The sequence below is a fragment of the Kiritimatiellaceae bacterium genome, from assembly GCA_013141415.1.
Lineage (GTDB): Bacteria > Verrucomicrobiota > Kiritimatiellia > Kiritimatiellales > Tichowtungiaceae > Tichowtungia.
Genome location: JABFQY010000005.1, coordinates 191,107 through 215,456 on the forward strand (window position 1 = coordinate 191,107; position 24,350 = coordinate 215,456).

Consider the following 24,350-nt stretch of genomic DNA (forward strand, 5'->3'; position numbering starts at 1 on the left):
ACGTTCTAGTCGAAGGTCACAAGGTAGTAGCAGGTTTTGTCGCGTGCGCCGTCAATTTCGAACGAACCTTTTTCAACCGGAAGAGAGCCGCTGGCGGTCACTCCGTCGTGGTCGAGCAGTTGAACTTTGGACGGGGTTCTCTTCATGGTAATGCGCGCCTTGACCGGCTCCATGAGAATGGGGGCCTTTCCCGGAGCCGACAGAATGCTGTCTGAGGCGATTTGCATTCCGGTATTGCGTGCACGGGCAATCGCCGTGACCAGCACCTTACCTGCCGTCGCGATGTCTTTATCTTTTTCCTGCGCGGACACGTAGATAGCTCCGTACCGTGATTCCGGTTGAATGGTTACATCGCCCAGCACGCACGTTTCACCCTTGGCGAAGCCAACCACGGCCTTGGTTGCCGCCGCGTTGATGGTGAAGTAGCCGTCCATTTTGTTCTGGCCTTCTTTCCAGAAAAGCTGGCCGTTGGCGGAGCGGATTCCTCCGTTCTGACGGTACGGGGTCAAATCAAACGTCGGGGTGTCCATATAGGTGTCCGTAAAATTGACAACACAGCGACCGACGGCCAGTGCCTGTGCGGGGATTTTCTTTCCAGTAAAAGTTTTTTCGTCGCCGTCCTGCACGACCTCGTCGTCGTAGTCGAGAAGTCCCTTCTGTAACGAGGGGATGCTGACATTGCGGACGATGGTGAGATCCGATTTTTTTACGTCACCGCGCAGAACCTGTCGCGATACGGCGGGGAAAACGCCCAGAATCTGAGGAATCGCAACTTCCCAGCTTTGCGGTTTCCCGGAAAGAGCGCTGCTGAATGTGCCCTTGTCCCCGTTTTCAAATATAAAGGAAATATCCCAGTCCTGCAGGCCCATTCCGTAGGCGCCGATCAGAGCCGGGCCTTCAACGCGCCATTCATTCGGCGACACATGAACCCATTCTGAAAGCATAAAGGGTCGGTTGCCAACCTGCTGCAGACCGGCGCTAAGCATTCCGCCGCCGCTGGCAGCGAGCATGGAGGCGTTGTTAATTTTTACGACTTTGCCTCTGCTCTTGTCTCCGCCGAAGTAATTGTGGCGGTCGATCATGCCGACCAGCGTGTCGGAGTGCAGGTTATAATAATGGCTGAACCCGCGTCCGGCCTGCCAGTTTGAAGCCAGAATTTCACCCTCATATCCGGTGTCGCGGATGGCCTTCACAAAGCGGTTGTAAAAATCGTTCTGCAACTCGTAAAGGAACAACATTGTGTCCAGCAGACGAACCTTCACGGGTTTTTGCTGTCCGTCGAGCTGGGCAGGCTCGTAGAACCATGGGTTGCCGAAAGGAACGATGGTCTTGTCCTTCCAGCTTTCGCCTTCAATTCCGAAACTCGCGAACCAGTTCAGTGCATTTGGACCCCACGCCTCAATCAGTTTTTCTTCGCTGCCGTAGCGTTTTTGCAGCCAGTCGCAGAACGCTTCGCTGGTCCGTTTGCGCAAGGTCGGGGATTTCTTAAGGACACTCGCTGTGCCGAAAAACAAAATACTTTCCTCGTTGAGCAGCTCAATCACTGCCACTGATGGTTCTGTTGCGTAGGTGTTGCCGGTATACGGGTTTTTGTGTTTCAACAAATTCACGACCTGCTCGATATGCAAATCCTGCAACTCACGTGAGAGAAAGGCGCTTCCTCCGCCCGACTTAACGTCGCCTTTTTTTGTTGTGTCGAACTCGTCAATGTATGGAATGCGGGCGCAGTCCGCCGGACTGGGGTTTATACTTCCGAAGTTGGCTGAGAATTCGACGTAAATTCCCTGTTCTTTGAACTTGGCGACCAGATAGTCCATGGCATCCAGTCCCGCCGGGTCAAATATTACACATGAATCCTTTGACCGGATTCCCTGCCAGCCGTCGCCGTCGGCATATTTATGGAGGCGTACGGCGTTGATGCCGTATTTGGCATAAAAAGCAGCGCGGCGTTCCGCTGTCGCCTTGTCCGGTTTGCAATCTGCGTAGCAATTGTTTATTCCCCAGAGCTTAATCGGTTTACCGTTGTACATCATGTTCTCGCCGTCGCGGGTGATGCGCCCATGCCGGCCGGCCGGTTTTTCAAGCCAGTCCTGCAATCCAATCTCTCCGGCATTCGGCGTGCTGGTTGGGTTGAAAACGTACCAGCTTGAAATCCCCGAATTGTCAGGGACATCTTCCATCGCCGCGTAAAAGGTTAAAGCGGCTGGCATGGTGACTGTCACCGTTTGAGCGACCGGCTTTGCCAGCTCGTTTTTCACCAGAACAATCCGCGCCAGTCCATCCGTATCCATGTCGCTGGCCGGATCCAGAGATAGTTTGGTTTGCAGGCCGGCGGCATCAATCAGTATGCATTCCTTTACTTGTTTGCCGAGGCTGCCTTTGCCGAGCTTGTCCGACTTCAGCTCGATGACGGACTCGGTTCCTTCGGCGGTCTTTATCAGGATTTTTCCTCCCGTGAAGGGTTGCGCGTCCAGTTTGATTCCTAGAACCATCACACTCAGTTTTGTGCTTTTTTCGGCGGATAGATCATACTCAAGCTTTAACTGGTTTGGGCCGACCTGGGTTGCCTTTGCCGTAACAGCCACTTTGGTGCCATCAATGGATCCGGTGTTGCGGGCAACCATGGAAGTCTGTTCCTTAGCAGCAGTGCCTTTTAGCGGGAGCCAACGCCAGCCCGGCCCCCAGCTGAACAGGGTAAGATCCATATAATTTTTCTGATTTTTCAGGAAGGTGATGGATTGTCCGCTCATCGGCAGTGCAGTAAACGGCGTCTCGGGCTCGGCCGCGAATGAGGTTATGCTCAGAACAGCGAACAGTACGGCTTGCAGCAGAATCTTCTTCATCAGAACTCCTTGCTATGAGGTTTATGCAAAAGCAGGGCATCATGGTCTTTTCGTCTTTCCAGCGGCAAGCCTATAGCCAGATGAATTTTGGTGTACATTTGCGGCGAATGATGGTTTTTTCTGCGCATGCTACTTAACAAAACCATACGGCTGTTTCTGGACAGCATCGGACGGCGGGAAGAATACGAATTTTATCTCAACAAATTCCAGTCTGCCGGTACCGACTGCTTTGCTTTGCTTGTTCCCGATCTCGAAAGTCTGGAGCAGGGCGCCGAGGCGCTGGCCTTCGATCTAAAGTTTCTCCTCAAGCTGGGGCTTCGGCCCGCCGTCGTACTCTGCGGTCCCGATGCTGGCACCAAATGGAATCTGCTCAAAGACAGTTCTCTTTTTGAACTGACGGAGTTTCCAAGCATTGGAAAACGAAAAGCCGGCATTCCTGTTTTCGTTGAAGAAAACGTTCAGCCTTTGGAAAGCTTACTGCAAAAAGTTCCAGCCATTGGGAAACGGGTACACTTCATCCGTGCCGGCGGCGGGCTGAACACGGAATATTATTACGTCCAGAAACCGGACGCAGAACTTCCACCGGAAGACAAAGCCATGGCCGACGCCGCGGCCGCATTGCTCGAAGCGCGGCCCGGAACCCATATTTCTGTCACTTCGCCGATCAACCTGCTCAAGGAAATCTTCACCGTCAAAGGGGCGGGCACCGTCTTTCGGCGCGGCTCAACCGTTCTTTCCGGCAAAGCAGATAAGGAACGGTTGCTGGCTTTGCTCGAAGAAAGCTTCGGTAAAAAGCCGAAAGAAGGCGTTCTCTCGGACGTTACACAGATTTATTTTGAAGAAAATTATCGCGGTGCAGCATTGCTCGAACAGCAGTCGGCGGGGCTCTATCTCTCAAAATTCGCCGTTGGCTCCGAAGCACGTGGCGAAGGGCTCGCGCAGGAGTTGTGGGAGGAAGTCTGTAAAAAGCACTCGGCTTTCTTCTGGCGGTCGCGCAAAGGCAACCCGATCAACCAGTGGTATGACCGGCACGCCGATGGTCGGCATACAGCCGGTGACTGGGTCGTTTTCTGGCGCGGCATGGACGCCGCCGCCATTCCCGCCCTGATCGCCTTCTGCGTTTCCCGCCCAGCTGATTTTGTCTGATTCCGGGCCGGTTCACAGGGGGTCCTGATCCCGCCAATTCTTGACTCATACTGCCGGTCGTCGTACTATTCAAGATGAGTATGTTGCTCAGGATATTGCAGTGCGGTGTGCGCTGAAAAGGCCTTGAAAATACTCTGTGAAAGGAAATCCCGTTGCCGTGAAAAAAGTGAAGATCAGGTTCATTCTAAACCTCTTTGTCTGGCTTCTTTGTCTGGCGACAAGCCCGGCCGCTCCGGCGGATTTGGCGCAAACGCTTCTCACGATGGCCGGTGGCAGTACGAACGGCCTTTGCGAAGTGCCGCGTTGCGGCGCTGGTAGCTTCCTGTCCAGTCTGGCCGCGAACAGCGGTTTTACCATTCACGCCATGGATTCCAGCACCGGTAATGTGGCGGCGGCGCGCACGGCGGTTGGCAATCTGCTCGGCAAAACAATTTATGTTGAACAAGGCTCTCCAACCGCAATTCCGCTGGCATCCGAATCGGCAGACCTTCTGGTGCTGACGGATTTGACGAGTTCGGATATGACCGGGTCGTTGACGAATGAAATTCTGCGTGTGATTTGTCCCGGCGTTGGTCGGGCGATTCTGGGTGGTTCCTCCGGGTCGCTGACGGTGTCGAATTTGACGGCATGGGTACAGAGTTTCGGTGTCGGCGGCACGGTTCAGACCAATGCATACGGCATCTGGGGAATCGTGCGGCGCGGGGCGTTGCCGGGCGCAGATGACTGGACACATCCGTACCACGGGCCGGATATGAATCCAGCCTCACAGGACACGGCGTTCACAATGCCTTCAGCACTTTCCTGGTTGTCGAAGCCGTTTCAAGCCAACACACGCGCCACCGGCAGTCGGGTGTCGGCCGATGGGCGGATTTTCTATGCAACCAGCGGACCCAACACAGGTCGCAACGGTGACACCAACGAGTGGTCGTTGCAGGCGTTTAACCTCTATAATGGCCAGTTGCTGTGGGAGCGCTCCCTAAACACCAATACATGGTCTCACCGGAACATAACCGTAGTTCAAGGCGGGAAACTGTATGTTTTGCAGGACACGAATATATTGGTGCTGGATGCGGCGACCGGAGCAGATCTTCCATCCATCACGTTTACCAACACGCCTGCTCAGATGAAATGGCTTGGCATTGTCAGCAATACGCTGGTTACAATGTCTGGGCCGATGGATGTTTCGCCGCAAAAAGCTTGGAGTTTTGAGCCCCAGCGCGATGCGTTGCAGCTGGGATATGGAACCTTGCTGCTGGCGTATGATCTGGCGACAGGACAGGAAAAATGGCGGCGGGACGAAGGCGCGCCGATTGACCACCGGACTCTCGGAATTCTCGGCGGCCGGATTTATTATGATGTGTTCGGTCAGCGCGTGATGTGCCGCGATTTATCGACCGGTAATGTGGTTTGGCAGAACAGCGACACCAATGTTCTTGCGCTGACGGTTGCAAAAAATGGTGCTGACTGGTGGGCCCCGCCTGGCGCGGCGTATCTTGAAGATCGCCCCAGTCTTCTGTGCTCGTCCAATGCGTTGTATTTCGGCCGCCCCGAAGGTTCAAATTTCGTGGCGCTGTCTCCGGTTGACGGGCATGTTCTGTGGTCAGTTGCGCGAGTCGGCGGGCGGGCCTTTAACTTCGTTCTCTGTGCGACGAATGTGCTGTATCTCGACGGCCTCACTGGTGCCGGAGGAGGAGGATTCCGCGATCCGTTGACCGGAGTTGCGGGAGCCAATCCCACTGCAAACGGTTGCGGAGTGAACATCTCGACGCCGAACTATTTCGTTCCTCAGGCTGGTGGCGTCACCTACAACATAAAGAAGATGCAGAAAATAAACACAGGGATAGATACCGTTTATCCGATGAAGAACGAGTGTTCGATGGGCACACTGGTGGCTGGCGGACGGTTGGTCGGACTGGCTAAAGCCTGTGAGTGTCCGGTCATCCGCGGCGGCGCCGGGCTGGGTAGTGGCCGGATGTACAATTCGCCAACCGGACAGTTGCAGGTTGCCCGCACCAACAGTGTAATTTCGTTCCCGACCGACAAGCGGGACTGGACAACGCACCGCGCCTCGGCGCGGCACGATGGCGCGTCTTCTGCCAGCGTGTCTCTTACGCTGACTAACCTGTGGCAGACCGCGCCGCGGTATCCGTCGCAAGTGTTTACCGATGCCCAGTTTCCGAAAACAACACAGCATTCTCTGACGATTCCGCTCACGGCGGCCGGCCGGATTTTTATCGCCGGGTCGGACGGGCTGGTTCAGTGCCTGGATTCCGCCACCGGTGCAGAATTGTGGCGGTTCCAGACCGACGGTGCAGTGCTCGCTACTCCGACACTGGCCGATGGTAAGCTGTTTGTCGGCTCGGCAGACGGCTGGGTTTATACGCTGGAAGCCTATTCCGGCAAACTGCTTTGGCGTTACCGGGTCGGCCCCGAAGACCGCAAGATTATGGTTTATGGTTATCTGCAAAGCAGCTGGCCGGTCAACAGTGGTGTTTATTACGAAAGCAACACCGTCTATGTTTCCGCCGCATTGCCTATGCAGCCGGGTGCTTATGTCTGCGCACTGAACGCGACCAGCGGTGCGTTGCTCTGGCGCAATCAGGAGATGGGCCCCGGCTACAATGCAACCACCGGAATTTACACCAACAACGAGTATGTGCCGTCCGGATATATGACCCGCACCGGCGACCGGCTGTGGGCCAAGCGCTATCTCGACGCGGCGGCCGGAATAGCGTTCAACCTGACCAACGGTGTTAAGTACAGCAATAGCGATGTTGATATGACCGGTGCGACCGGTCACGGTGGACGGGGCCGCGAGATCGGTGTGCTCAGCAATCGTTTCCTCATCGTCGGCGGACCGGAAGTGTATTTCGATAACGCAGAACGCGGCGGCAAAAACAAACTGACATATTGGTTCACGGAATTGACCAACGGTGTACCGCGCAAGCCGGTCGTGGAAGTATTTGATTTCACCCTGACGATGCCAGCATGGAACGATGAACGGATTTTGGTGGCGGGGTTTAGCACGAATGCGAACCGGCTGGAATGCTGGAGCGCCGGTGCTGCCATGGACTACTTTCATTCACTGATCGACGCCAACAGTACCAAGCAAACCATCAGTCGGGATGCCAACAACCCCATGCTGATCTGGTCAAAGGCCGTCACAAATGTGTTCTCTACCGCACTGTCTTCGAATTTGGCGATTGTTGCTGTCATGACCAACAACAGCACCTGGACCTCTATCGGCGGATGGCTCCAAGGATATAATATTACGAATGGCACGCAGGTGTGGAATATTAAGTTGCCGAACATTCCGCAGCGCAACGGCATTACCGTGGATCGTGACGGACGGGTGCTGGTTGCTTTGCATGACGGCAGTCTTATCGCTTACGGCAGTGCCAATCAGATCGGACAGGACTCCGACAGCGACGGCATTCCGAATGGCTGGATGGAACAGTACTTTGGTCATACCACCGGTCAGACCGGCGACCTTTCGCGGCCCGGCGACGATGCCGACGGCGACGGTCAGACAAACTGGCAGGAATATCAGATGGGAACCTCGCCAACGAGTTCTGCCAGTATACTGAGGCAGGATATTACACCAGCGCCAGTGCAGAACGGTTTCTGCTTCCGGTTTCAAAGTGTACTCGGCAAGTGGTACCGCGTTGAATGGTCGGATAATTTAGGATCCCCAAACCACTGGCAGCCGTTGACCGAGTACGTCGCCGGTACCGGCGGTGAAGTTTCTGTTACCGACCCTTCGTCCGGCCAGCAGAACCGCTTCTACCGCGTCGTGGTACTTTTCTGAGTATTTTTTCAGGGAAGTTAAGTGGTGGCTGGAGGCGGACTTGAACCGCCGACCCGCGGATTATGATTCCGCTGCTCTGACCAACTGAGCTACCCAGCCGAAGAAAGGGCTGAGAACATAGAAAAAGCCGTTCCGGTTAGCAAGTGCAATGTGGTAAGAATCCCTATTCATGAACCTGATTCTTATCCATCCGCACGAACCGGACGCCGCCGGCCGGGTTTGTCTCACTGACGACCGCGCCGAACATATTCGTACGGTGCTGAAAGCCGCGCCCGGCAAAGAACTTCGCATCGGTCTGCTTAACGGCCCGTTAGGGCGCGGAACGCTGGAAGAAATTCGCGCCGAAGAGGTTATTCTGCGTTGCGAATTCGGAGCGCACATTCCGCCGCGTCCTGCCGTTGATCTGCTGCTTGCTCTGCCGCGTCCGAAAGTGATGAAGCGCCTTTGGGCGCAACTTGCCGCGCTGGGCGTCGGACGGATCATTCTTACCAATGCCGAAAAGGTGGAGCGGTTTTATTTCGACAGCCATGTTCTGGAGCCGGATTTCTACACCGAACGACTCATCGAAGGACTTCAGCAGGCAGGTGACACGCTCATTCCGAAAGTACAGATTGTCCGGCAGCTTAAACCGTTTCTCGAAGATGAACTCGATGCAGTTTTTCCGGTATCCGGAAACCGCTTGCTGGCCGATCCGTCCGGTACGCAGAATGTTTTCCAATGCATGGAAGACAGTGCGCCGCAGCGCGTCTGTCTGGCGGTCGGCCCGGAAGGCGGCTGGACACCGTACGAGCTGGAACTGTTCGCCGGACACGGATTTAAAGCGTTCAACGCCGGTCCGCGCATTCTGCGCACAGATACCGCTTGTGTCGCTTTGCTTGGTCTGGTTTCTGAAATTCAACGGAAGGAAATATGAAAACATTCCTGATGGTGTTGTTGATGTCCTGCATTTCGTTTGCAGAGGAGTGGAAGGTCGAAAAGATCGCGGACAATCTGGTTTTTACCGAAGGGCCGGTCTGGTTGGACGGCGGACTTGTCTTTAGTGACATTCAAGGGAATACGCTGTACCGCTGGACAGAGAAAGAGGGTCTGACCGTTTTCCGCAAGCCCAGCGAAAACTCCAACGGCAATACACTCGACCCGCAAGGACGACTGATCACCTGCCGCCATGGCATGCGCGATGTGATTCGTACGGAAGTTGACGGGACTCTTACCGTGCTGGCTTCGGCGTTCGGCGGGAAAAAGTTGAACAGCCCGAACGATGTCGTGGTGCAGTCCGGCGGAACCGTCTGGTTTACCGATCCCTCGTACGGTATTAAGCCGGTGCAGAAAGAACAGCCGTTTAACGCGGTTTACCGCCTCGACCCCGGCGCGGCGGAGCCGGTTGCTGTAATCACAAATCTGAATTATCCGAACGGCCTGGCTTTCTCGCCGGACGGAACGTTTCTTTATGTCGCCGAAAGCGATTGGAAAATTAAGCCGAACTTTGTCATGCGCTATTCGGTGGCGGCCGACAAAACGCTCACGAATGGAATCCGGTTTTGTCAGGTCGAAAGCGGCGCGGCAGACGGCCTGCGCGTTGCGGCGGACGGACGGCTGTTTTGCACGAGCGGACTCGGTGTGGAAGTTTTTGATACGAATGGCAAACGGCTTGGCGTGATTCGCACTCCGGCTCCGGCATCCAACTGCTGTTTCACGCCGGACGGGAAAACGCTGTTTGTCACCGCCCGTACGGCGGTGTACCGTGTGCGGATCGAAGGAGATTCCCGTGATTAAACTGCTCGCCACTGGATTTGGTTTTGGACTTAGCCGCTTCATGCCCGGCACGGTCGGCACGCTTTGGGGGGTTCCTCTGGCTTGGGCTGTTGCACAGCTTCCATCGCTTACGTTTCAAATTGTCGCCTGCCTTGTGCTGACACTGCTGGCGGTGCCGGTTTGCGCAGCGGCGGAAAAACAGCTCGGCAAGGGCAAAGACCCCGGTTGTATTGTTGCCGACGAATATCTCACTCTTCCGATTTGTTATCTCGGCCTGCCGTTCACGCCGTGGGTCGTGTTAAGCGGGTTCGTGTTTCATCGCATTTTCGATATCACCAAACCGCCGCCGATCCGGCAGATCCAGAATCTGAAAGGTGGCGTCGGCATCGTGATCGACGATTTTCTCGCCGCGCTTCTTGCGCTGGCCGCCAATCATTTGCTGTTTCGTTTGGTGGTTCCGGTGTTCGGATAAACAAAACAAGGGAGGATGTATGAGCAGAAACAAGGTAACAGATCGGGTTTTCATTTCGTTACTTCTCGCCGGTACGCTTTTTGCCGGCGCAGCTTCTTACGGTGAAGATCAGCTTCATGACGCATCTCTTTCTGTAAAATCGGACAAGACACAGAAACAGGATCGAAATAGAACAACGGAACAAAAGCCAAATGCGTCTGTGACCACGACCATTGAAACGAAAACAGAGGCCTGCACGCTGGAAATCACCGTCGGAAATTCGACGAAGCAAAACGATTCGTATCTGCTGGAATGGTTTTTCATCTCACAAAAAGACGAAGGAACCTCGGCCGATAAGCTGTACATTTTTGGTTCGGGGAAGGCCGTGGTTGACCTCGAAGGGAAAGCCGAGATCACAAGAACAGAAGCGTCTAAACCTTTCATCTACACAAAGAAGTCAATTGATCGGGTCGGCCCCGGCGGCGGTTCCGGCAATGCAACGCAGACCCGTGGCGGCGATGCATATGCCGGATACATTGTTCTGGTGAAAGCGAACGGACAGATTCTTCAGAAGGAAAGCAACAATGCCCGGTTCCTGACGGATGAATGGCTGGCGAAGTGCGAGTCGGCGGCCAAGGTTTCGCCGCCGGTGAAAAAGAAAAAGCAGCCGTAATGCCTATTTTGTTTCCTTGATGTACCGGATCATCGTGTTTCCAATGTCCGTATTGTCATGGACGCCGCTGAATACCGTGCTGCCGGGGCCGTAAGCGAACAAAGGAACCATCGAAGCGGTATGATCGCTGTGAATAAAACCGGTTTTATCCACCGTTTTGTTTTCGACGGAACCGTTCAGTAAAGCAAAGCCTCCGGTTTCGTGGTCGGCGGTAACAATCACCAGCGTCTCGCCGTTCCTCGCGGCGAAGTCGAGTCCGGCACCGACGGCGTTGTCGAAATCCACTACTTCGCTCACGGCATTGGTTCCGTCGTTTTTATGGCAGGCCCAGTCGATCTGTGAGCCTTCCACCATCAGGAAAAAGCCGTCTTTATCCTGCGACAGAATATCAATCGCCTTTTGTGTCAGCTCTTTCAGGGAGACTTCGCGCCCTGCGGCATAAGGCGGATGTACAGGATAAAGCAGAGCCGCCGCCTTTGTCGGCGTACCGAGTTTACGGAACTCTTCCGGCGTCAGCGCGACGGGCATTTTTTCTTGCAGCGAAGGAAGGCTGGGGTTGTTGGTCGGGCTGAAATGATTCAATCCGCCGCCGAACAAAACATCTACATCGCTGGCGGCAATTTGTTGAGCAATTTCTGATGCCTGCCCGCGGCCCGGTACATGGACAATAAATCCTGCGGGTGTGGCATGGGTCAGCGCGCAGACCACTGCGACTCCGGTGGATTTGCCTTTCTCTTTGGCGTATTCGACAATATTTTTCAGCGGTTTCTCATCAGGAGTCATGCCCAGAGCCCCGTTGCGGGTTTTTACTCCGGTGGCCAGCGCGGTGGCCGCCGCTGCCGAATCTGTCACCAGCGAACTGGCTGACCAGGTCGTCACCAGTCCGGTTACCGGACAGCGTTCCATTTCAAGGTTTCCCTTGGCGACTTTCCCGGCGGTCACTTGCGGCAGGCCCATGCCGTCGCCGATGAAGAGGATGATATTTTTCGGCGGGATTTCTCCGGCAAAAACAATGGCGGCAGTCAGGCAGATGAACAGAATGACTTTTTTCATAAGGCCGCCACAGTACCATTTTCTTCGTTTTTTTTGCGACCTTCTGTTAGAAATATTCTCGATGAGTATAACGGACACCATTGTTGCGATTGCCACTCCGCCCGGACAGGGCGGCGTCGGTATCGTCCGCGTCAGCGGATCCAGAGTTTGGGGGATTGCCGATGCCGTTTTCCGAGGTCCGGAAAAAGCGTCCGGCGCAAAAGGCGGAACTTTTTTGCACGGCAAGGTCATTGCCGCTGACGGCGCGGAAATTGACGAAGTGCTCTGTTTGATTTTCCGTGCGCCGAAAAGTTACACCGGCGAAGATACGATCGAGATACAAGGTCACGGCGGATCGGTCGTTCTGAAAAAAATCCTGCGCCGCTGTCTCGCTGCCGGTGCGCGGATGGCGGAGCCGGGCGAGTTCACCAAGCGCGCCTTTCTGAATGGCAAACTGGATCTGGTGCAGGCCGAAGCCGTCGCCGATCTGATTCACGCGCAGAGCGACCGCGCTGCTCAGGCCGCGCTCGAGCAGCTTGAAGGCGGGCTCAGCAAACAGTTCAACGCGCTTTACGACGGACTTATGGCAACCGCTGCCGACATCGAAACCACGCTCGACTTTATCGAAGACGAACTGCCGGACGACGTGTTTCCGAACCTCGGAAAAAAACTGGACGAAAGTTTCCAATGCCTGGAAACCCTGCTCGCTACCTGGGACGAAGGACGGCTTCTGCGTGAAGGGGCCCGTGTCGTTATTATGGGCAGGCCGAACGCCGGCAAGTCCACGCTTTTCAATGCACTGCTCGGCCACGACCGCGCCATCGTCACCGAACTGCCCGGCACTACGCGGGACGTTCTCGAAGAAACATTTGTCCTCGACGGCGTTCCTCTACGCATTCTTGATACCGCCGGACTGCGCGAAACGGAATGTCTGATTGAACAGGAAGGCATCCGCCGCGCCCGTGCCCATTCCGCCGCCGCCGACATCGCCATCTATTTGATCGACTCTTCTCTGCCGTTCTCAGACGAAGACGCCGAACATCTCGCCAAACTTGATCCGAAGCGAACCGTCGTTGTTCTGAATAAAGCCGATAAGAAAATATCCAATAACCAATATCCAATAACCAATGCCCAAATGGTGGAAACCTCTTTAATTACCGGTACCGGAACGGATGCACTTAAAGTCGCTATTGCCGAAAAACTCGGTGGCATTTCAAACGCTCCGGTCCATGCGGTTATTTCCGAACGCCACCGCGACCTGCTTGAGACTGCTCGGATCGAGCTGATTCAGGCACGCGAGCGGATTGCCGAAGGCGGAGAACCGGGCGCGGCACCGGCGGCGGAACACCTGCGCGCCGCACTTGAAGCGCTTGGTCAGGTCACCGGCCGCGTTTACCACAACGAACTGCTCGATAATATTTTCTCCCGCTTCTGCATCGGAAAATAAAAGGAGAGTCGATGAAAACCATTTTGATCACCGGCGGAGTGCAGGGCATTGGGCGCGGATGTGTAGACTATTTTCTTAAATCCGGCTGGAACGTGACGTCGGTGGATATTCAGAAAATGACATCCGGCGACCGGCTGGAAGCCGTGCTGGGCGATACCTCTTTGGAATTCACGGCGAAGCAGGCCGTGGCTAGAACGATCGAACGGTTTGGGCGGCTTGACGCACTGATTAATAACGCCGGGATTTCAACTATTGGAAAATTCAACGTCGAGGAGCTTTCGCTCGAAGAGTGGAATCGCGTGCTCGGCGTTAATCTGACCGGCTATTTCCTGATGGCGAAACACGCCGCGCCGTTTCTGCGTCAGGCGAAAGGTGCGATCGTTAACATTGCTTCGACCCGCGCCATTCAGTCTGAGTCGGACAGCGAAGCGTACGCCGCTTCGAAAGGCGGCGTCGTGGCGCTGACGCATGCGCTCGCCGTCAGCCTCGGGCCGGATGTCCGCGTCAACTGCATCAGTCCCGGCTGGATTGAAACGCGTAAAGATGCGAAGCACAGCGAAGCCGACCGGTTACAGCATCCCGCCGGACGCGTCGGCATTCCGCAGGACATTGCGGAACTGGCAGACTATCTGATCGCCGCCGGATTTGTCACCGGTCAGAACTTTGTCGCCGACGGCGGCATGATGAAGAAGATGATTTATGAAGAGTAAGCAGAGTGTGCGACCGACCTTGCCGGGCTTACTTTGCCGTACCCATCGTGACATTTTCTGTTTGATCAAAGACACGAAGGCTTTCGTCTAAAACAGACTGAGGCGGGGCGCTGAGTTTGAACTGTTCTGCAATGAACTTCTCCATGCGGGCGGTTGTTATGATGCAATCTTCTTTCTCATTAAACCACGCATGACCTTTGCCTTTGTAGATTTCCACCTCCGAGTGGACGCCGTAATAGGTGAGACGTTCCTTCATGGCAATCGATTGGCGGCACGGAAAGGGATCCTGATCTCCATGCAGAAACAGCATGGGAGGTGATTTTTTGCTGACTCTCAAGAAGGGAGATGCCGAACCGTAAACTTCCGGAATGTCCCAGGGCTGGCCGCCGAAAAACTGAGCCATGTTGTTATCCTGAGCGTGATCTTTCAGCTGATCATTCATGTCGAAATGTCCATTGAACAATACGGCCAGCTGCACATCGCTGTTGTAATTGAGATGGGGCCCTTGTTCGAACTCATCGAGTCCTTGTGTCAAGGCGGTCATCGAGGCCAGATGAGCGCCGGCAGAACCTCCAACAACAATGATACGGTTCGGATCGATATGATTTTCTTCTGCCACGGATTTTATCCACCGCACAGCTGCCTTACAGTCAATCAGAGCGGCAGGGTACTTTGCCTCCTGACTGAACCGGTACTCGATGTTCACCGCGAATAAATTATACCGCTGGGCCAAATAAATCGACTGGCGGAAAAATTGTTTTCGATCGCCCGATCTCCAGCCGCCTCCGTGGATAAAAAGAATGGCTGGCCGCAGTGATTGGGTTTCTTTTTGAGTGAAATAGGTCAGCGGTAAATCGTGTCCGCCCGGACTCGAGTAAATCACATCCTTGCTTTCCAGCGTTGCAGGGAACCCGACATAGCTCGGCCATTTTTCCGTTGCGGCCACGAGTTTATCGACAAGAACATCCTGCTCTGTCTTCGCATATTTTCCGGTGGTGTTTGTCATCTCCTGAGCATTCGAGCTTCCGGTTATAAAAAATAGCAACAGGGAAAATATGCATGCAGTTTTCATAAGCGTCCGGCTCCTTATTCCTTTTAAGAGACTGTCTGAATTCAAAGACGGTTTTGAATGTATAGACTCCCCATTATTGCTTGCCAGTAAAAACTGCGCAGGAAACGGTGTTAATTCCTGTCGGGCATATTTTATAGGGAATTCTTATAACCGATCATGCAAATAGGCGAGGCGCTTGGGTTCGGGGAATTTCTCGATCGCGTAGCGCAGCATGGTGCGCGGCATCTGTTTATAGCGCGGGAGCAGGAAGTCCTCTTCGACTTTCAAATCGCGCTTGCCGACTTCTCGGAGCATCCAGCCGACGGCTTTGTGCATCAGGTCTTCTTTATCGTTCATCAGAATCTCGGCGATGGCGAGGGTGTCGTCGAACTGGTTCCGGCGGATGGAATAGAAGGTGGCGATGATGGCAATGCGCCGTTCCCAGAGGCTTTTGGATTTTGCCAGTTTGTAGAGCGTGGCACGTGGTCGTTCAAATAGATAAGAGCCGACGATCTGCGCGGCGGAGCAGTCCACCAAATCCCAGTTGTTAATCCGGTGTGTGTTGCTGAGATAAGCGCGATAGACGGCGGCCTCATTGCCGCCACGTTCGTACTGTAAGACCATGATGAGCAGAGCGAGCAGGCGGACTTCGTGGAGCGGCGACTGCAACAGCTCGACGGCGTCATCGAGTGCGATGTCGCGGTTCTCTTTGGCGATCTGGCGCAGGACGGGAACGCGGATGCCGAGGAAGATGTCGCCTTCGCCGTACTGTCCGGGGCCGGTTTTGAAAAATCCCTGAGCATGTTCGGCGGCGGTTTTGTTTCCCAGTGCCTTTAGCTGTTTCGTGATTTTTTCTGACGTGGTCATGAAGAGAATACCTGAAGTCTAAGGCCTATGGTCTTCCGCCTCCGGCGGATCTGCCGAAGGCAGAAAAGCCTTCTCTATATCCGTTCCGGCGTTTCAATGCCGAGCAGAGCGAGGCCTTTTTTGAGAATCGCGGCGGTGAGGGCGCAGATGCGAATGCGGCTTTCGCGGACGCCTTCGTCGGCTTTCAGGAACGGTACGTTCTGGTAGAACGAGCTGTAGGCCTGCGAAAGATCGAAAAGGTAATCGGCCATGACGCTGGGCCGGTCGAGTTTGGCTGCGGCTTCCACAGCGGCGGGAAAGCGTGTGAGTTTAAGTGCAAGGCGGCGTTCGATCTCTTCACCGATGATGATCGGATAACTGTCCGGATTTTTATCAGGGAACTGCGCGGCGTATTTATCGCGGACGCTGGCGATACGGGCGTAAGCATATTGCAGGTACGGCGCGGAGTTGCCGTCCATGGCGAGCGCTTTTTCCCACGTAAACGTGACGAGGCTCTGCGGGTTCTGGCTGAGGTCGGTGTATTTGATGGCACCGATGCCGACGGCGCGGGCGATTTCCTTCTGCTGTGCTTCGTCCATGTTCGGGCTCGACTGTTTCACCACTTCGAGAGCGCGGGCTTCGGCTTCGTTGAGCAGGGCTTCGAGTTTGATGACGTTGCCTTCGCGGGTGGAGAAAGTGGCTTCCGGCAGGCGCATGAGGCCGAACCAGACGTGGGTGAGCTTGGTTGGCACGCCGAGTTTTTTGCAGATGTGGAAGAACTGCTTGAAGTGTAACTGCTGGCGTTCGTCGGTGACGTAAATGATTTCCGCCGGTTTGAATTCCTCGGTGCGCGAAATGACGGTGGCGATGTCGGTGGAAGCATAGTTGTAGCCGCCGTCGCTTTTGCGGACGATGGCGACGTTGAGTCCGTCAGCCTCGAGATCGCAGACGAGCGCGCCGTTACTTTCGCTGGCGAGGCCTTTTGCTTTGAGCAGTTCGACGGTTCCGGCGAGCTGGTCGTTGTAGAAACTTTCACCGCGGTAGAGGTCGAAAGAGACGTCGAGCCGTTTATAAATGCGGTTGAATTCGCTCAGCGTGAGTTCAATAAACGTTTTCCAGAGCGCGAGATTTTCTTTATCGCCCTGCTGGAGTTTAACCAGCTCGGCCTTGGCGCGGTCGCGCCAGGTTTCGTCCTCTTTGGACATGGTGTAGCTCTTGACGTAAATGCGTTCGAGTTCTTCGACCGGCGCGGTTTTGAGCGCTTCGGCGTCGGCGAATTCGCGGTAGCCGAGAATGATCAGTCCGAACTGGGTGCCCCAGTCGCCGAGATGATTGTCGGCGATGACGTTGTAGCCGAGGGCGCGGTAGAGGCGATCCAGCGCGTTGCCGATAACGGTGGAGCGGATGTGGCCGATATGCATCGGCTTGGCGACGTTCGGGCTGGAGTAGTCGATGATGACCGTTTGATTTTTTCCGATGTTCGGAACGCCGAGTTTGGTGTTGGCCTGCATGGATTCGAGCTGAGCGGCCAGTGCGGAGGTCTTGAGATGAATATTGATAAAGCCGGGTCCGGCGATTTCGATCTTTTCGACAAAGTCCGGCAGAACGGCTTTTTCGACAAACTGCTGGGCGACGGCGCGCGGATTGGTTTTCAATTCCTTGGCGAGCTTCATGGCGGCTTCGCACTGGCAGTCGCCAAACTCTTCGTTGCGGCTCGGAATTACGGTGACCGGCGCGGCAGAGAAATCCGTCTGCGGGAAGCAGGCGGCAAAGGTTTCTGTACACCACGCGGAGAGCTGTGTTTCGAGGGATGCGGTTTCTTTTTTCATTCTGTTTCTTTCGGGCTGAAAGCAGGGCGGATGGAACCATATTTTAGAATTCAGTTAAAGCGCCTAATTAAGCTTGTATTCAGGGTGCGGAAAATTAAAGTCCCGACCGCCGCGAAACGAAGACGGCGGCAAATAATTAAAGGGGGAGAAAAAATGGCTACTGAAAAGAAAACTGTAAAAAAGACGGCGACCAAACCGGCTGTTAAAAAAGCTGTCGCTGCAAAACCGGCTGTTAAAAAAGCCATTGTGAAAAAGGCTCCGGCGAAGAAGGCTGTTGCGAAGAAAGAAACGATTCCTCAGGAACGGTTCTACGCGATGGTCAGCGAAGCCGCCTACTTCGCTTCACAGAACGACGGCAACAAGAAAAGCTCCACCGAATACTGGATGGATGCAGAAGCGGCTGTGCGCGCCAAATTTAACGTCGCCTAACAGGCGAACGCGGCAAGAATGGCGGCAAGCCATTCTTCCTTTTTTTTCTGCATCATCGGACTCGGATGTGCCGTCAACACCGGATCGTTTCCGGCTGGCACGGTGATAATCTTTTCACCTTTGATCCGGCTGAGACATTGCTTCGCTAGCGGAATCAGTCCGCTGTCCTGACCCCAGCCGAGAATAAACGGTGCGCCGGGTTTCCGGCGCAGCATCGTTTCGCGCTCCGCCGTGCGTTCTGCGCAGAACAAACTGTGTGTTGCGCCGCCGGGAAGTTCGGCAAGGATTTTGGTCTTGGCGATGAAACTCGGACTCTTCGGATCGCGCAGGTCGGAAATATTCAGCACACGAACATGATTCCAATTTCTGGAAACCATGATACGCATAATCTGATACTGCGTGTTGTCCGGTTGCGTCAGCGCCAGCGGCTTTTGGAATCCGGCGGCCAGCGGCATTGTCAGCAGACTGTCGGTATCGCCGTCTTCAATCGGACGCGACGAGCCGGGGTTCATCATAATCACCACGGCGTCGGGCAGATTTCGCATTGCGCCGGAATTGTCGAACAGATCACGGGAATCACTGCCGGCACCGACGGCTTCACGCGGCAGGGAAGTAATCTCCAGCACGCTCCGGCAAAGCTGCGGCTCCACGCCTTTGACGTGCAGACGGTAGAAATGTCCGTAACAGCGGAACGTCTTTTTCAATTCTGCGGCGTAAGTGAAGTTGGGCATGTCGCGGAGTTAAGCATAAAACATCGGGAAGGCCTATCTCTTCTGACCCGAATTGATCAACCGGTAATAATCGGGGTCGGCGTTTAGGTGGAAGAGGCATCCTTGCCATTGGCCAGCGGCTGGAAGCCGCTTTCACTCTAAATGTAGATGCGACGCCCTCGTCGCATTAAGTCAAGAAACGCGACGAGGGCGTCGCGTCTACTTTCGGGAGACCCTACTTGTGACTCACCGGTCGGAATTTGATGCGGTGCGGTTTGTCGGCTTCATCGCCAAGCAGTTTACGGCGCTGTTCGTGGTAGGCTTCGTAGTTGCCTTCAAACCAGGTGACTTTGCTGTCGCCTTCAAACGCCAGAATGTGCGTGGCGATGCGGTCGAGGAACCAGCGGTCGTGGCTGACGACAACCGCGCAGCCGCCGAAGCTGAGCAGCGCTTCTTCGAGTGCGCGCAGGGTGGTGACGTCGAGGTCGTTAGTCGGCTCGTCGAGCAGTAGCAGATTGCCTGCGCGCTGAAGCAGTTTGGCCAGATGGACACGGTTGCGTTCACCGCCGGAGAGGATGCCAACTTTTTTCTGCTGTTCGGCCCCCTTGAAGTTGAACTTGCCGCAATAGGCGCGGCCGTTCATGCGCTTGCCGCCGAGATCGAGCCATTCGTTGCCGCGGCAGATTTCTTCGTAGATGTTTTTGTCGGGATTGAGCGAGTCGCGCGACTGGTCAACGTAAGAGACGTTGACTGTCTGGCCGACGGTGAGTTTGCCGCTGGTCGGTTCTTCCTGTCCGGTAATCATGCGGAACAGCGTGGTTTTACCGGCACCGTTGGCGCCGATAATGCCGACGATTCCGCCGGGCGGAAGGTCGAAGCTGACGTTTTCGAAAATGACGCGTTCGCCGTAGTTCTTGGTGAGATTTTCGGCGCGCACGACGAGGTTACCGAGCCGTTCGCCGGAAGGAATCTGGATTTCAACGCTGTCTTCGCGCGTGTCGATTTCCTGTTTGGCGAGCTGTTCATAGTTCTGGATGCGGGCGCGGCTCTTGGTGCGGCGGCCAACCGGATTGGTACGAATCCATTCGAGTTCGCGGGCCAGCAGTTTACTGCGCGAAGCAGCCTGCTTGTTTTGCGCGTCGAGCATCGCCTGTTTCTGCGAGAGCCATGCTTCGTAGTTTCCTTTGTACGGAAAGGCTCGTCCGGCATCGAGCTCCAGAATCCATTCCGTGACGTTGTTCAGGAAGTAACGGTCGTGGGTGATGCAGACAATCGTGCCGGTGTAGCGCTTCAGATATTCTTCCAGCCAGGCAACCGATTCGGCGTCGAGGTGGTTGGTTGGTTCGTCGAGGAGCAGGACGTCGGGATTGGAAATCAGCAGACGGCAAAGAGCGATGCGGCGCTTTTCACCGCCGGAGAGTTTTTCGACGGAACTGTCGCCCGGCGGCAGGCGGAGCGAGTCCATCGCCATTTCGACCTGATTATCCAGATTCCAGAGGTCCTGCGAATCAATCTTATCCTGTAACAAAGCCACTTCTTCATTCAGCTTTTCAGATTCCTCGTCGGAAACGTCGCCAGCGAGCAGTTCCCAGATTTCATCGTAGCGGTCGAGGATCGCCTGCGAAGCGGCGACGCCTTCCATGACGTTGCCCATGACGGTTTTGGAGTTGTCGAGCTGCGGTTCCTGCGCGAGATAGCCGATCCGCGCCCGCTTCGCGATTTGCACCTGACCCATGTATTCGGTGTCTTCGCCCGCCATAATGCGCAGAAGCGACGATTTACCGGATCCGTTGCCGCCGATTACACCGATCTTTGCGCCGAAGAAAAACGCCAGCGTGACGTCTTCCAGCACGGTTTTCTTGTTGTGCTGTTTTGTCAGGTTCTGCAGGTTGTAAACATATTCGCCGGCCATAAAAAATTTCCTTTCCAAAAATAGGGGGTGGAATTTAACCGCGAATGAACGCAAATGCACGCCAATGAATATCAGATTTTTTAACTGCGGATCCCATTCGCGTTAATTAGCGTTCATTCGCGGTTCTGTTTCCAATGTCTGGAACTTCTGCGGGTTTCTGCGTATTCTGTGGGCGGTGAATTTTAACTTCCAACTTGTTTCAGGTTATCAGCCGACCGGCGACCAGCCGGAGGCGATTAATTCGCTCTGCCGCGGGCTGGAAGACGGAAAGCGTTTCCAGTGTCTGGAAGGGGTGACCGGTTCCGGCAAAACCTTCACGATGGCTAACGTCATTGCGCGGCAGGGAAAGCCCGCGCTGGTGATTTCTCATAACAAAACGCTGGCGGCACAACTCTACGCCGAGCTGAAAAGTTTTTTCCCCAACAACGCCGTTGAGTTTTTCATCAGCTATTACGACTACTACCAGCCGGAAGCCTATCTTCCGCAGACCGACACCTTTATCGAAAAAGATGCCTCGATCAACAAGGAGATCGAACGGTTGCGGCTGGCGGCGACCGACAGCCTACTCAGTCGCGACGACGTGATTATCGTCGCGTCGGTTTCCTGCATCTACGGCCTCGGCTCGCCGGAGGATTACCGCGAGATGGTGTTCTCGGCGCATGTCGGCGATATCTGCCAGCGCGACGATGTGTTGAAGAAACTGGTCGCCATTCAGTATGAGCGCAATGACTACGAGCAAGTGCCGGGCACCTTTCGTGTGCGCGGCGACACGGTCGATATTTTTCCGTCCTATGCGCAGCACGGCATCCGTATCGCTTTTTTCGGCAGCGAAATCGAAAGCATCCGCCGGATTGATGCGCTGACCGCCGCCACCGAAGAAGAGCTTGAACGGATTACTATCTCGCCCGCCAAGCATTTCGTGATGGCGGCGGAAAAGATCGAACCGGCGCTGGTGCGGATTAAGGCGGAACTCGAAGAGCGGGTGAAATGGTTTGAAGATCATGACAAGCTGATCGAAGCCCAGCGTGTCCGGATGCGGACGATGTACGATATCGAAATGTTCAAGGAGATCGGCTATTGCGGCGGCATTGAAAACTATTCCCGCCACCTCGGCGGCCGCGCGGCTGGCGACCGGCCTGCCTGTCTGATCGATTATTTTCCGAAGGATTTTCTGACGATCATTGACGAGTCACATGTGACACTGCCGCAGATTCGCGGCATGTCGAACGGCGACCGCGCCCGTAAAACGACATTGGTCGAGCACGGCTTTCGTCTGCCGTCGGCGCTCGACAACCGCCCTCTGGAGTTCACCGAGTTTCTGGATATCACCGGCCCGATTCTTTTTGCCACGGCCACGCCGGGACCGTTCGAACTGGAGCACAGTGGCAAGACGGTTGAGCAGGTGATCCGCCCGACCGGCATTATCGATCCGCCGGTCGAGGTGCGTCCGCTCAAAGGACAGATCGATGACGTGATGGAAGAAATCCGTTCCCGCGCCGAACGCGGCGAGCGGACGCTGGTAACGACGCTGACCAAGCGCACATCGGAGGATTTAACAGAGTACCTGAAAAAGGTCGGACTGCGCGTCGAGTATCTTCATTCCGAAGTGGATGCCATTGAACGCGTGGAAATTCTACGCGGACTGCGCAAGGCGGAGTTCGACTGCCTGATCGGCATCAATCTTTTGCGCGAAGGACTCGACCTGCCGGAGGTGTCGCTGGTGGCGATTCTGGACGCCGACAAGGAAGGATTCCTGCGTTCAGAAACCGCGCTGATCCAGACGGCGGGCCGCGCTGCCCGCCATACGGACGGCAAGGTGATCATGTACGCCGATAACATCACCGGCTCCATGCGCCGGATGATGGATATCACCGACCGCCGCCGGAAAAAACAGGTTGCCTACAACACGGAGCACGGCATCACACCGCAGGCGATTCAAAGCCGGATTCAGGAAAGCCTCGGCCATCTCAAGAAAGATGCGGAGGAGCTGGAAGAAAGCATCGTGCGCGAAACCGGCGAAGACTATGACATCAACCAGACCATCCGCGAAATGGAGCAGGAAATGATCGAAGCCTCCGGCAAACTCGAATTCGAACGCGCCGCGCTCCTCCGCGATCAGCTTTATGAGTTGAAGGTTTCCGTGGAGCCGCAGAAGCCAGCCCAGACGGGGAAAATGCTCTATACGGGACGGAAAATGCGCGGGCGGAAACAGGGCGGATGAGGGTTTGACAACCCAATCAAAAACGGTATTCTGTGCCGCTCATTTGAAAAAAGATTTTTAGGAGAAGAACCATGACAATGCATTCCAGTTTGAAGTCGGCCAGCAAAATTTCGATTCGTCGCAACGTTTTGAAGCGTTTTGAGCGCGTTGACCTGCTTAAGGCAGAAGGCAGATGGAAAGACGGCGACCGCGGCTTCGGTCTGGTGAAGACCAAACCGGCCGAGTAAGCCATCGTTTCTTATTTTGGTAAGGCCCCGGTACTGCCGGGGCTTTTTTATGGGATCCACTAATCTACTAATGAATCTAGCGTGGCACAGCCGCAACCAAAGAGTTTTTACCACCCGCTTCGCTAGAGGGACCTCCGAGGGGGGCAGAGGGGAAGTTCAGAAATCAGAAGTAAGATGGAATAAACGGTGCCCCATAGTTTCGGGGCAGCCCTGCTGGCACAGGGCTTGATTCGGAGCAGAGATCGCAAGTAAAAACGAGCTTTCACTTGCGATCTCTGCTCCAAATCAGTTCCGTTTATTGAGAGAAGCTCTCCGACTTACTCCGAAGTTTGCTCTAGCGAAGCGGGTGGTGAAAAAATACTCATTAAGTTAATTTTGTATAATTTAGTGCCGATTAGTGAAAATCAGTGGTTAGAAATATGATTCGTTTGCAAAAATATCTGGCGGAGTGCGGGGTGGCGAGCCGCCGCGCCTGCGAAAAGCTCATCACCGATGGGCTGGTTACGATTGACGGCGTAGTCGTCACGGAACTTGGCACCAAGGTTGATCCGGGTGTCCAGAAAGTCACTTGCGACGGCAGGCCGGTCAAGCTGGATCAAAAGGTCTGGATCATGCTCAACAAGCCGGTCGGCGTCATCTGTACCTCCGACGACCCCGAAGGACGCGAGAGGGTGATCGATATGTTTTCCGATCTGCCGGGACGCGTTTATACGGTTGGGCGTCTCGACGTGATGAGCGAAGGGCTGATTCTGATTACCAACGACGGCGATCTGGCGCATCGCCTGATGCATCCGCGCCACCACATTGAGAAGAAGTATCAGGTCTGGATCGACCGCGAACTGACACCGGATGAAATCGACCGGATGCTCAAAGGGCTTAACTGTCGCGGCGAAAAGCTGAAGGCATTAAAAGTGGAACCGCTGCGCCGGACGATTGCCAATCAGCCCGGCTATACGCTGACACTTGGCGAAGGGCGCAACCGTCATATTCGTCGCATGATGGACGTGCTGGAATGCAAAGTGGGCCGTCTTCTGCGTGTTTCCGTCGGCCCGCTTCGTCTTGAAAAACTCCGTACCGGTGAACATCGCGAGCTGGCACCGTCCGAGGTCGCTGAACTCCGCAAGGCCGTTGGGCTTTAGAGCGCATAAAAAATTGGTGGCTGATTGTTTTTTCTGTGGGTGCGGCCGGTGGCCGCATTTTCTTTTCCGCGGTCATCCGCCGTCGCCGAAGGCTATGGCGGGACAAGACGCCCGCGGCTACAGC

Annotated in this window: 19 protein-coding genes and 1 tRNA gene; 12 read left to right on the top strand and 8 right to left on the bottom strand. The window is 55.0% G+C overall.

What is annotated here, in order from left to right; translation table 11 throughout:
* Window positions 1-5 precede the first annotated feature (5 nt).
* Window positions 6-2,843 (bottom strand): hypothetical protein, encoded by a 2,838-nt coding sequence (locus tag HOO88_07970; protein ID NOU36692.1) that lies wholly within the window; start codon window positions 2,841-2,843, stop codon window positions 6-8.
* 126 nt (window positions 2,844-2,969) lie between these two features.
* Here HOO88_07970 and HOO88_07975 point away from each other — a divergent pair, with 126 nt between their 5' ends.
* A complete protein-coding gene (locus tag HOO88_07975; protein NOU36693.1) occupies window positions 2,970-3,989 on the top strand; it encodes a hypothetical protein in 1,020 nt (339 codons plus the stop codon).
* Between the two features lie 157 nt (window positions 3,990-4,146).
* Window positions 4,147-7,797, top strand: a complete 3,651-nt coding sequence (locus tag HOO88_07980; GenBank protein NOU36694.1) for a PQQ-binding-like beta-propeller repeat protein — start codon at window positions 4,147-4,149, stop codon at window positions 7,795-7,797.
* Between the two features lie 22 nt (window positions 7,798-7,819).
* Here HOO88_07980 and HOO88_07985 read toward each other — a convergent pair.
* Window positions 7,820-7,896 (bottom strand) — tRNA-Met (locus tag HOO88_07985).
* Window positions 7,897-7,966: 70 nt separating this feature from the next.
* Between HOO88_07985 and HOO88_07990 the strand changes: the two genes are divergently transcribed.
* Genes HOO88_07990 through HOO88_08005 form a run of 4 tightly spaced genes read left to right on the top strand, consistent with a single transcriptional unit; the run spans window position 7,967 to window position 10,673 of the window.
* Entirely contained in the window at window positions 7,967-8,710 is a 744-nt protein-coding gene (locus tag HOO88_07990; protein NOU36695.1) for a 16S rRNA (uracil(1498)-N(3))-methyltransferase, read from the top strand.
* On the top strand, window positions 8,707-9,570 hold the full coding sequence (locus HOO88_07995; GenBank protein ID NOU36696.1) for an SMP-30/gluconolactonase/LRE family protein: 864 nt from the start codon (window positions 8,707-8,709) through the stop codon (window positions 9,568-9,570). Before HOO88_07990 ends, HOO88_07995 begins: the two co-directional genes overlap by 4 nt.
* Window positions 9,571-9,610: 40 nt before the next feature.
* The gene (locus tag HOO88_08000; protein ID NOU36697.1) at window positions 9,611-10,021 is read left to right on the top strand and encodes a phosphatidylglycerophosphatase A; all 411 of its coding nucleotides are present in this window, start codon (window positions 9,611-9,613) and stop codon (window positions 10,019-10,021) included.
* A gap of 19 nt (window positions 10,022-10,040) precedes the next feature.
* Window positions 10,041-10,673, top strand: a complete 633-nt coding sequence (locus tag HOO88_08005) for a hypothetical protein (protein NOU36698.1) — start codon at window positions 10,041-10,043, stop codon at window positions 10,671-10,673.
* 3 nt (window positions 10,674-10,676) lie between these two features.
* Here the strand turns inward: HOO88_08005 and HOO88_08010 are convergent, their stop codons facing one another.
* Entirely contained in the window at window positions 10,677-11,726 is a 1,050-nt protein-coding gene (locus HOO88_08010; GenBank protein NOU36699.1) for an alkaline phosphatase, read from the bottom strand.
* A 61-nt stretch (window positions 11,727-11,787) separates the two neighbouring features.
* Here HOO88_08010 and mnmE point away from each other — a divergent pair, with 61 nt between their 5' ends.
* Complete coding sequence (mnmE, locus tag HOO88_08015; protein NOU36700.1) at window positions 11,788-13,152, top strand: tRNA uridine-5-carboxymethylaminomethyl(34) synthesis GTPase MnmE; 1,365 nt, start codon at window positions 11,788-11,790, stop codon at window positions 13,150-13,152.
* Between the two features lie 11 nt (window positions 13,153-13,163).
* Window positions 13,164-13,862 carry an SDR family oxidoreductase gene (locus HOO88_08020; GenBank protein NOU36701.1) on the top strand — a complete coding sequence of 233 codons (699 nt, stop codon included), beginning with the start codon at window positions 13,164-13,166 and terminating at the stop codon, window positions 13,860-13,862.
* Window positions 13,863-13,890: 28 nt separating this feature from the next.
* On the opposite strand, the gene HOO88_08025 is transcribed toward HOO88_08020, so the two are convergent.
* From HOO88_08025 to argS, 3 genes are all read right to left on the bottom strand, one after another.
* The gene (locus HOO88_08025; GenBank protein NOU36702.1) at window positions 13,891-14,934 is read right to left on the bottom strand and encodes an alpha/beta hydrolase; all 1,044 of its coding nucleotides are present in this window, start codon (window positions 14,932-14,934) and stop codon (window positions 13,891-13,893) included.
* Window positions 14,935-15,078: 144 nt separating this feature from the next.
* Complete coding sequence (locus HOO88_08030; protein ID NOU36703.1) at window positions 15,079-15,780, bottom strand: DNA alkylation repair protein; 702 nt, start codon at window positions 15,778-15,780, stop codon at window positions 15,079-15,081.
* A gap of 74 nt (window positions 15,781-15,854) precedes the next feature.
* Entirely contained in the window at window positions 15,855-17,588 is a 1,734-nt protein-coding gene (argS, locus tag HOO88_08035; GenBank protein ID NOU36704.1) for an arginine--tRNA ligase, read from the bottom strand.
* Window positions 17,589-17,741: 153 nt separating this feature from the next.
* On the opposite strand from argS, the gene HOO88_08040 reads away from it, so the two are divergent.
* Complete coding sequence (locus HOO88_08040) at window positions 17,742-18,017, top strand: DUF2934 domain-containing protein (GenBank protein ID NOU36705.1); 276 nt, start codon at window positions 17,742-17,744, stop codon at window positions 18,015-18,017.
* Here HOO88_08040 and HOO88_08045 read toward each other — a convergent pair.
* Both HOO88_08045 and ettA read right to left on the bottom strand, forming a co-directional pair.
* Window positions 18,014-18,748 (bottom strand): DUF1643 domain-containing protein, encoded by a 735-nt coding sequence (locus HOO88_08045; protein ID NOU36706.1) that lies wholly within the window; start codon window positions 18,746-18,748, stop codon window positions 18,014-18,016. The two genes, HOO88_08040 and HOO88_08045, sit on opposite strands and share 4 nt — an antisense overlap.
* A gap of 214 nt (window positions 18,749-18,962) precedes the next feature.
* Entirely contained in the window at window positions 18,963-20,639 is a 1,677-nt protein-coding gene (ettA, locus tag HOO88_08050; protein NOU36707.1) for an energy-dependent translational throttle protein EttA, read from the bottom strand.
* Between the two features lie 175 nt (window positions 20,640-20,814).
* Between ettA and uvrB the strand changes: the two genes are divergently transcribed.
* The 3 genes from uvrB to HOO88_08065 all read left to right on the top strand — a co-directional run bounded on the left by uvrB (window position 20,815) and on the right by HOO88_08065 (window position 24,226).
* Window positions 20,815-22,860, top strand: coding sequence for an excinuclease ABC subunit UvrB (gene uvrB, locus HOO88_08055; protein ID NOU36708.1), 2,046 nt, complete (start codon window positions 20,815-20,817; stop codon window positions 22,858-22,860).
* A 71-nt stretch (window positions 22,861-22,931) separates the two neighbouring features.
* Window positions 22,932-23,087 (top strand): small basic protein, encoded by a 156-nt coding sequence (locus HOO88_08060; protein ID NOU36709.1) that lies wholly within the window; start codon window positions 22,932-22,934, stop codon window positions 23,085-23,087.
* A 419-nt stretch (window positions 23,088-23,506) separates the two neighbouring features.
* Window positions 23,507-24,226 carry an rRNA pseudouridine synthase gene (locus tag HOO88_08065; protein ID NOU36710.1) on the top strand — a complete coding sequence of 240 codons (720 nt, stop codon included), beginning with the start codon at window positions 23,507-23,509 and terminating at the stop codon, window positions 24,224-24,226.
* Window positions 24,227-24,350: the final 124 nt, after the last annotated feature.

What these genes read in the sequence shown, in the direction of transcription:
- HOO88_07970 (NOU36692.1), bottom strand. Translation starts at nt 2,843, where the DNA reads ATGAAGAAGATTCTGCTGCAAGCCGTACTGTTCGCTGTTCTGAGCATA.
- HOO88_07975 (NOU36693.1), top strand. Translation starts at nt 2,970, where the DNA reads ATGCTACTTAACAAAACCATACGGCTGTTTCTGGACAGCATCGGACGG.
- HOO88_07990 (NOU36695.1), top strand. Translation starts at nt 7,967, where the DNA reads ATGAACCTGATTCTTATCCATCCGCACGAACCGGACGCCGCCGGCCGG.
- HOO88_07995 (NOU36696.1), top strand. Translation starts at nt 8,707, where the DNA reads ATGAAAACATTCCTGATGGTGTTGTTGATGTCCTGCATTTCGTTTGCA.
- HOO88_08000 (NOU36697.1), top strand. Translation starts at nt 9,611, where the DNA reads ATGCCCGGCACGGTCGGCACGCTTTGGGGGGTTCCTCTGGCTTGGGCT.
- HOO88_08005 (NOU36698.1), top strand. Translation starts at nt 10,041, where the DNA reads ATGAGCAGAAACAAGGTAACAGATCGGGTTTTCATTTCGTTACTTCTC.
- HOO88_08010 (NOU36699.1), bottom strand. Translation starts at nt 11,726, where the DNA reads ATGAAAAAAGTCATTCTGTTCATCTGCCTGACTGCCGCCATTGTTTTT.
- mnmE (NOU36700.1), top strand. Translation starts at nt 11,788, where the DNA reads ATGAGTATAACGGACACCATTGTTGCGATTGCCACTCCGCCCGGACAG.
- HOO88_08020 (NOU36701.1), top strand. Translation starts at nt 13,164, where the DNA reads ATGAAAACCATTTTGATCACCGGCGGAGTGCAGGGCATTGGGCGCGGA.
- HOO88_08025 (NOU36702.1), bottom strand. Translation starts at nt 14,934, where the DNA reads ATGAAAACTGCATGCATATTTTCCCTGTTGCTATTTTTTATAACCGGA.
- HOO88_08030 (NOU36703.1), bottom strand. Translation starts at nt 15,780, where the DNA reads ATGACCACGTCAGAAAAAATCACGAAACAGCTAAAGGCACTGGGAAAC.
- argS (NOU36704.1), bottom strand. Translation starts at nt 17,588, where the DNA reads ATGAAAAAAGAAACCGCATCCCTCGAAACACAGCTCTCCGCGTGGTGT.
- HOO88_08040 (NOU36705.1), top strand. Translation starts at nt 17,742, where the DNA reads ATGGCTACTGAAAAGAAAACTGTAAAAAAGACGGCGACCAAACCGGCT.
- HOO88_08045 (NOU36706.1), bottom strand. Translation starts at nt 18,748, where the DNA reads ATGCCCAACTTCACTTACGCCGCAGAATTGAAAAAGACGTTCCGCTGT.
- ettA (NOU36707.1), bottom strand. Translation starts at nt 20,639, where the DNA reads ATGGCCGGCGAATATGTTTACAACCTGCAGAACCTGACAAAACAGCAC.
- HOO88_08060 (NOU36709.1), top strand. Translation starts at nt 22,932, where the DNA reads ATGACAATGCATTCCAGTTTGAAGTCGGCCAGCAAAATTTCGATTCGT.
- HOO88_08065 (NOU36710.1), top strand. Translation starts at nt 23,507, where the DNA reads ATGATTCGTTTGCAAAAATATCTGGCGGAGTGCGGGGTGGCGAGCCGC.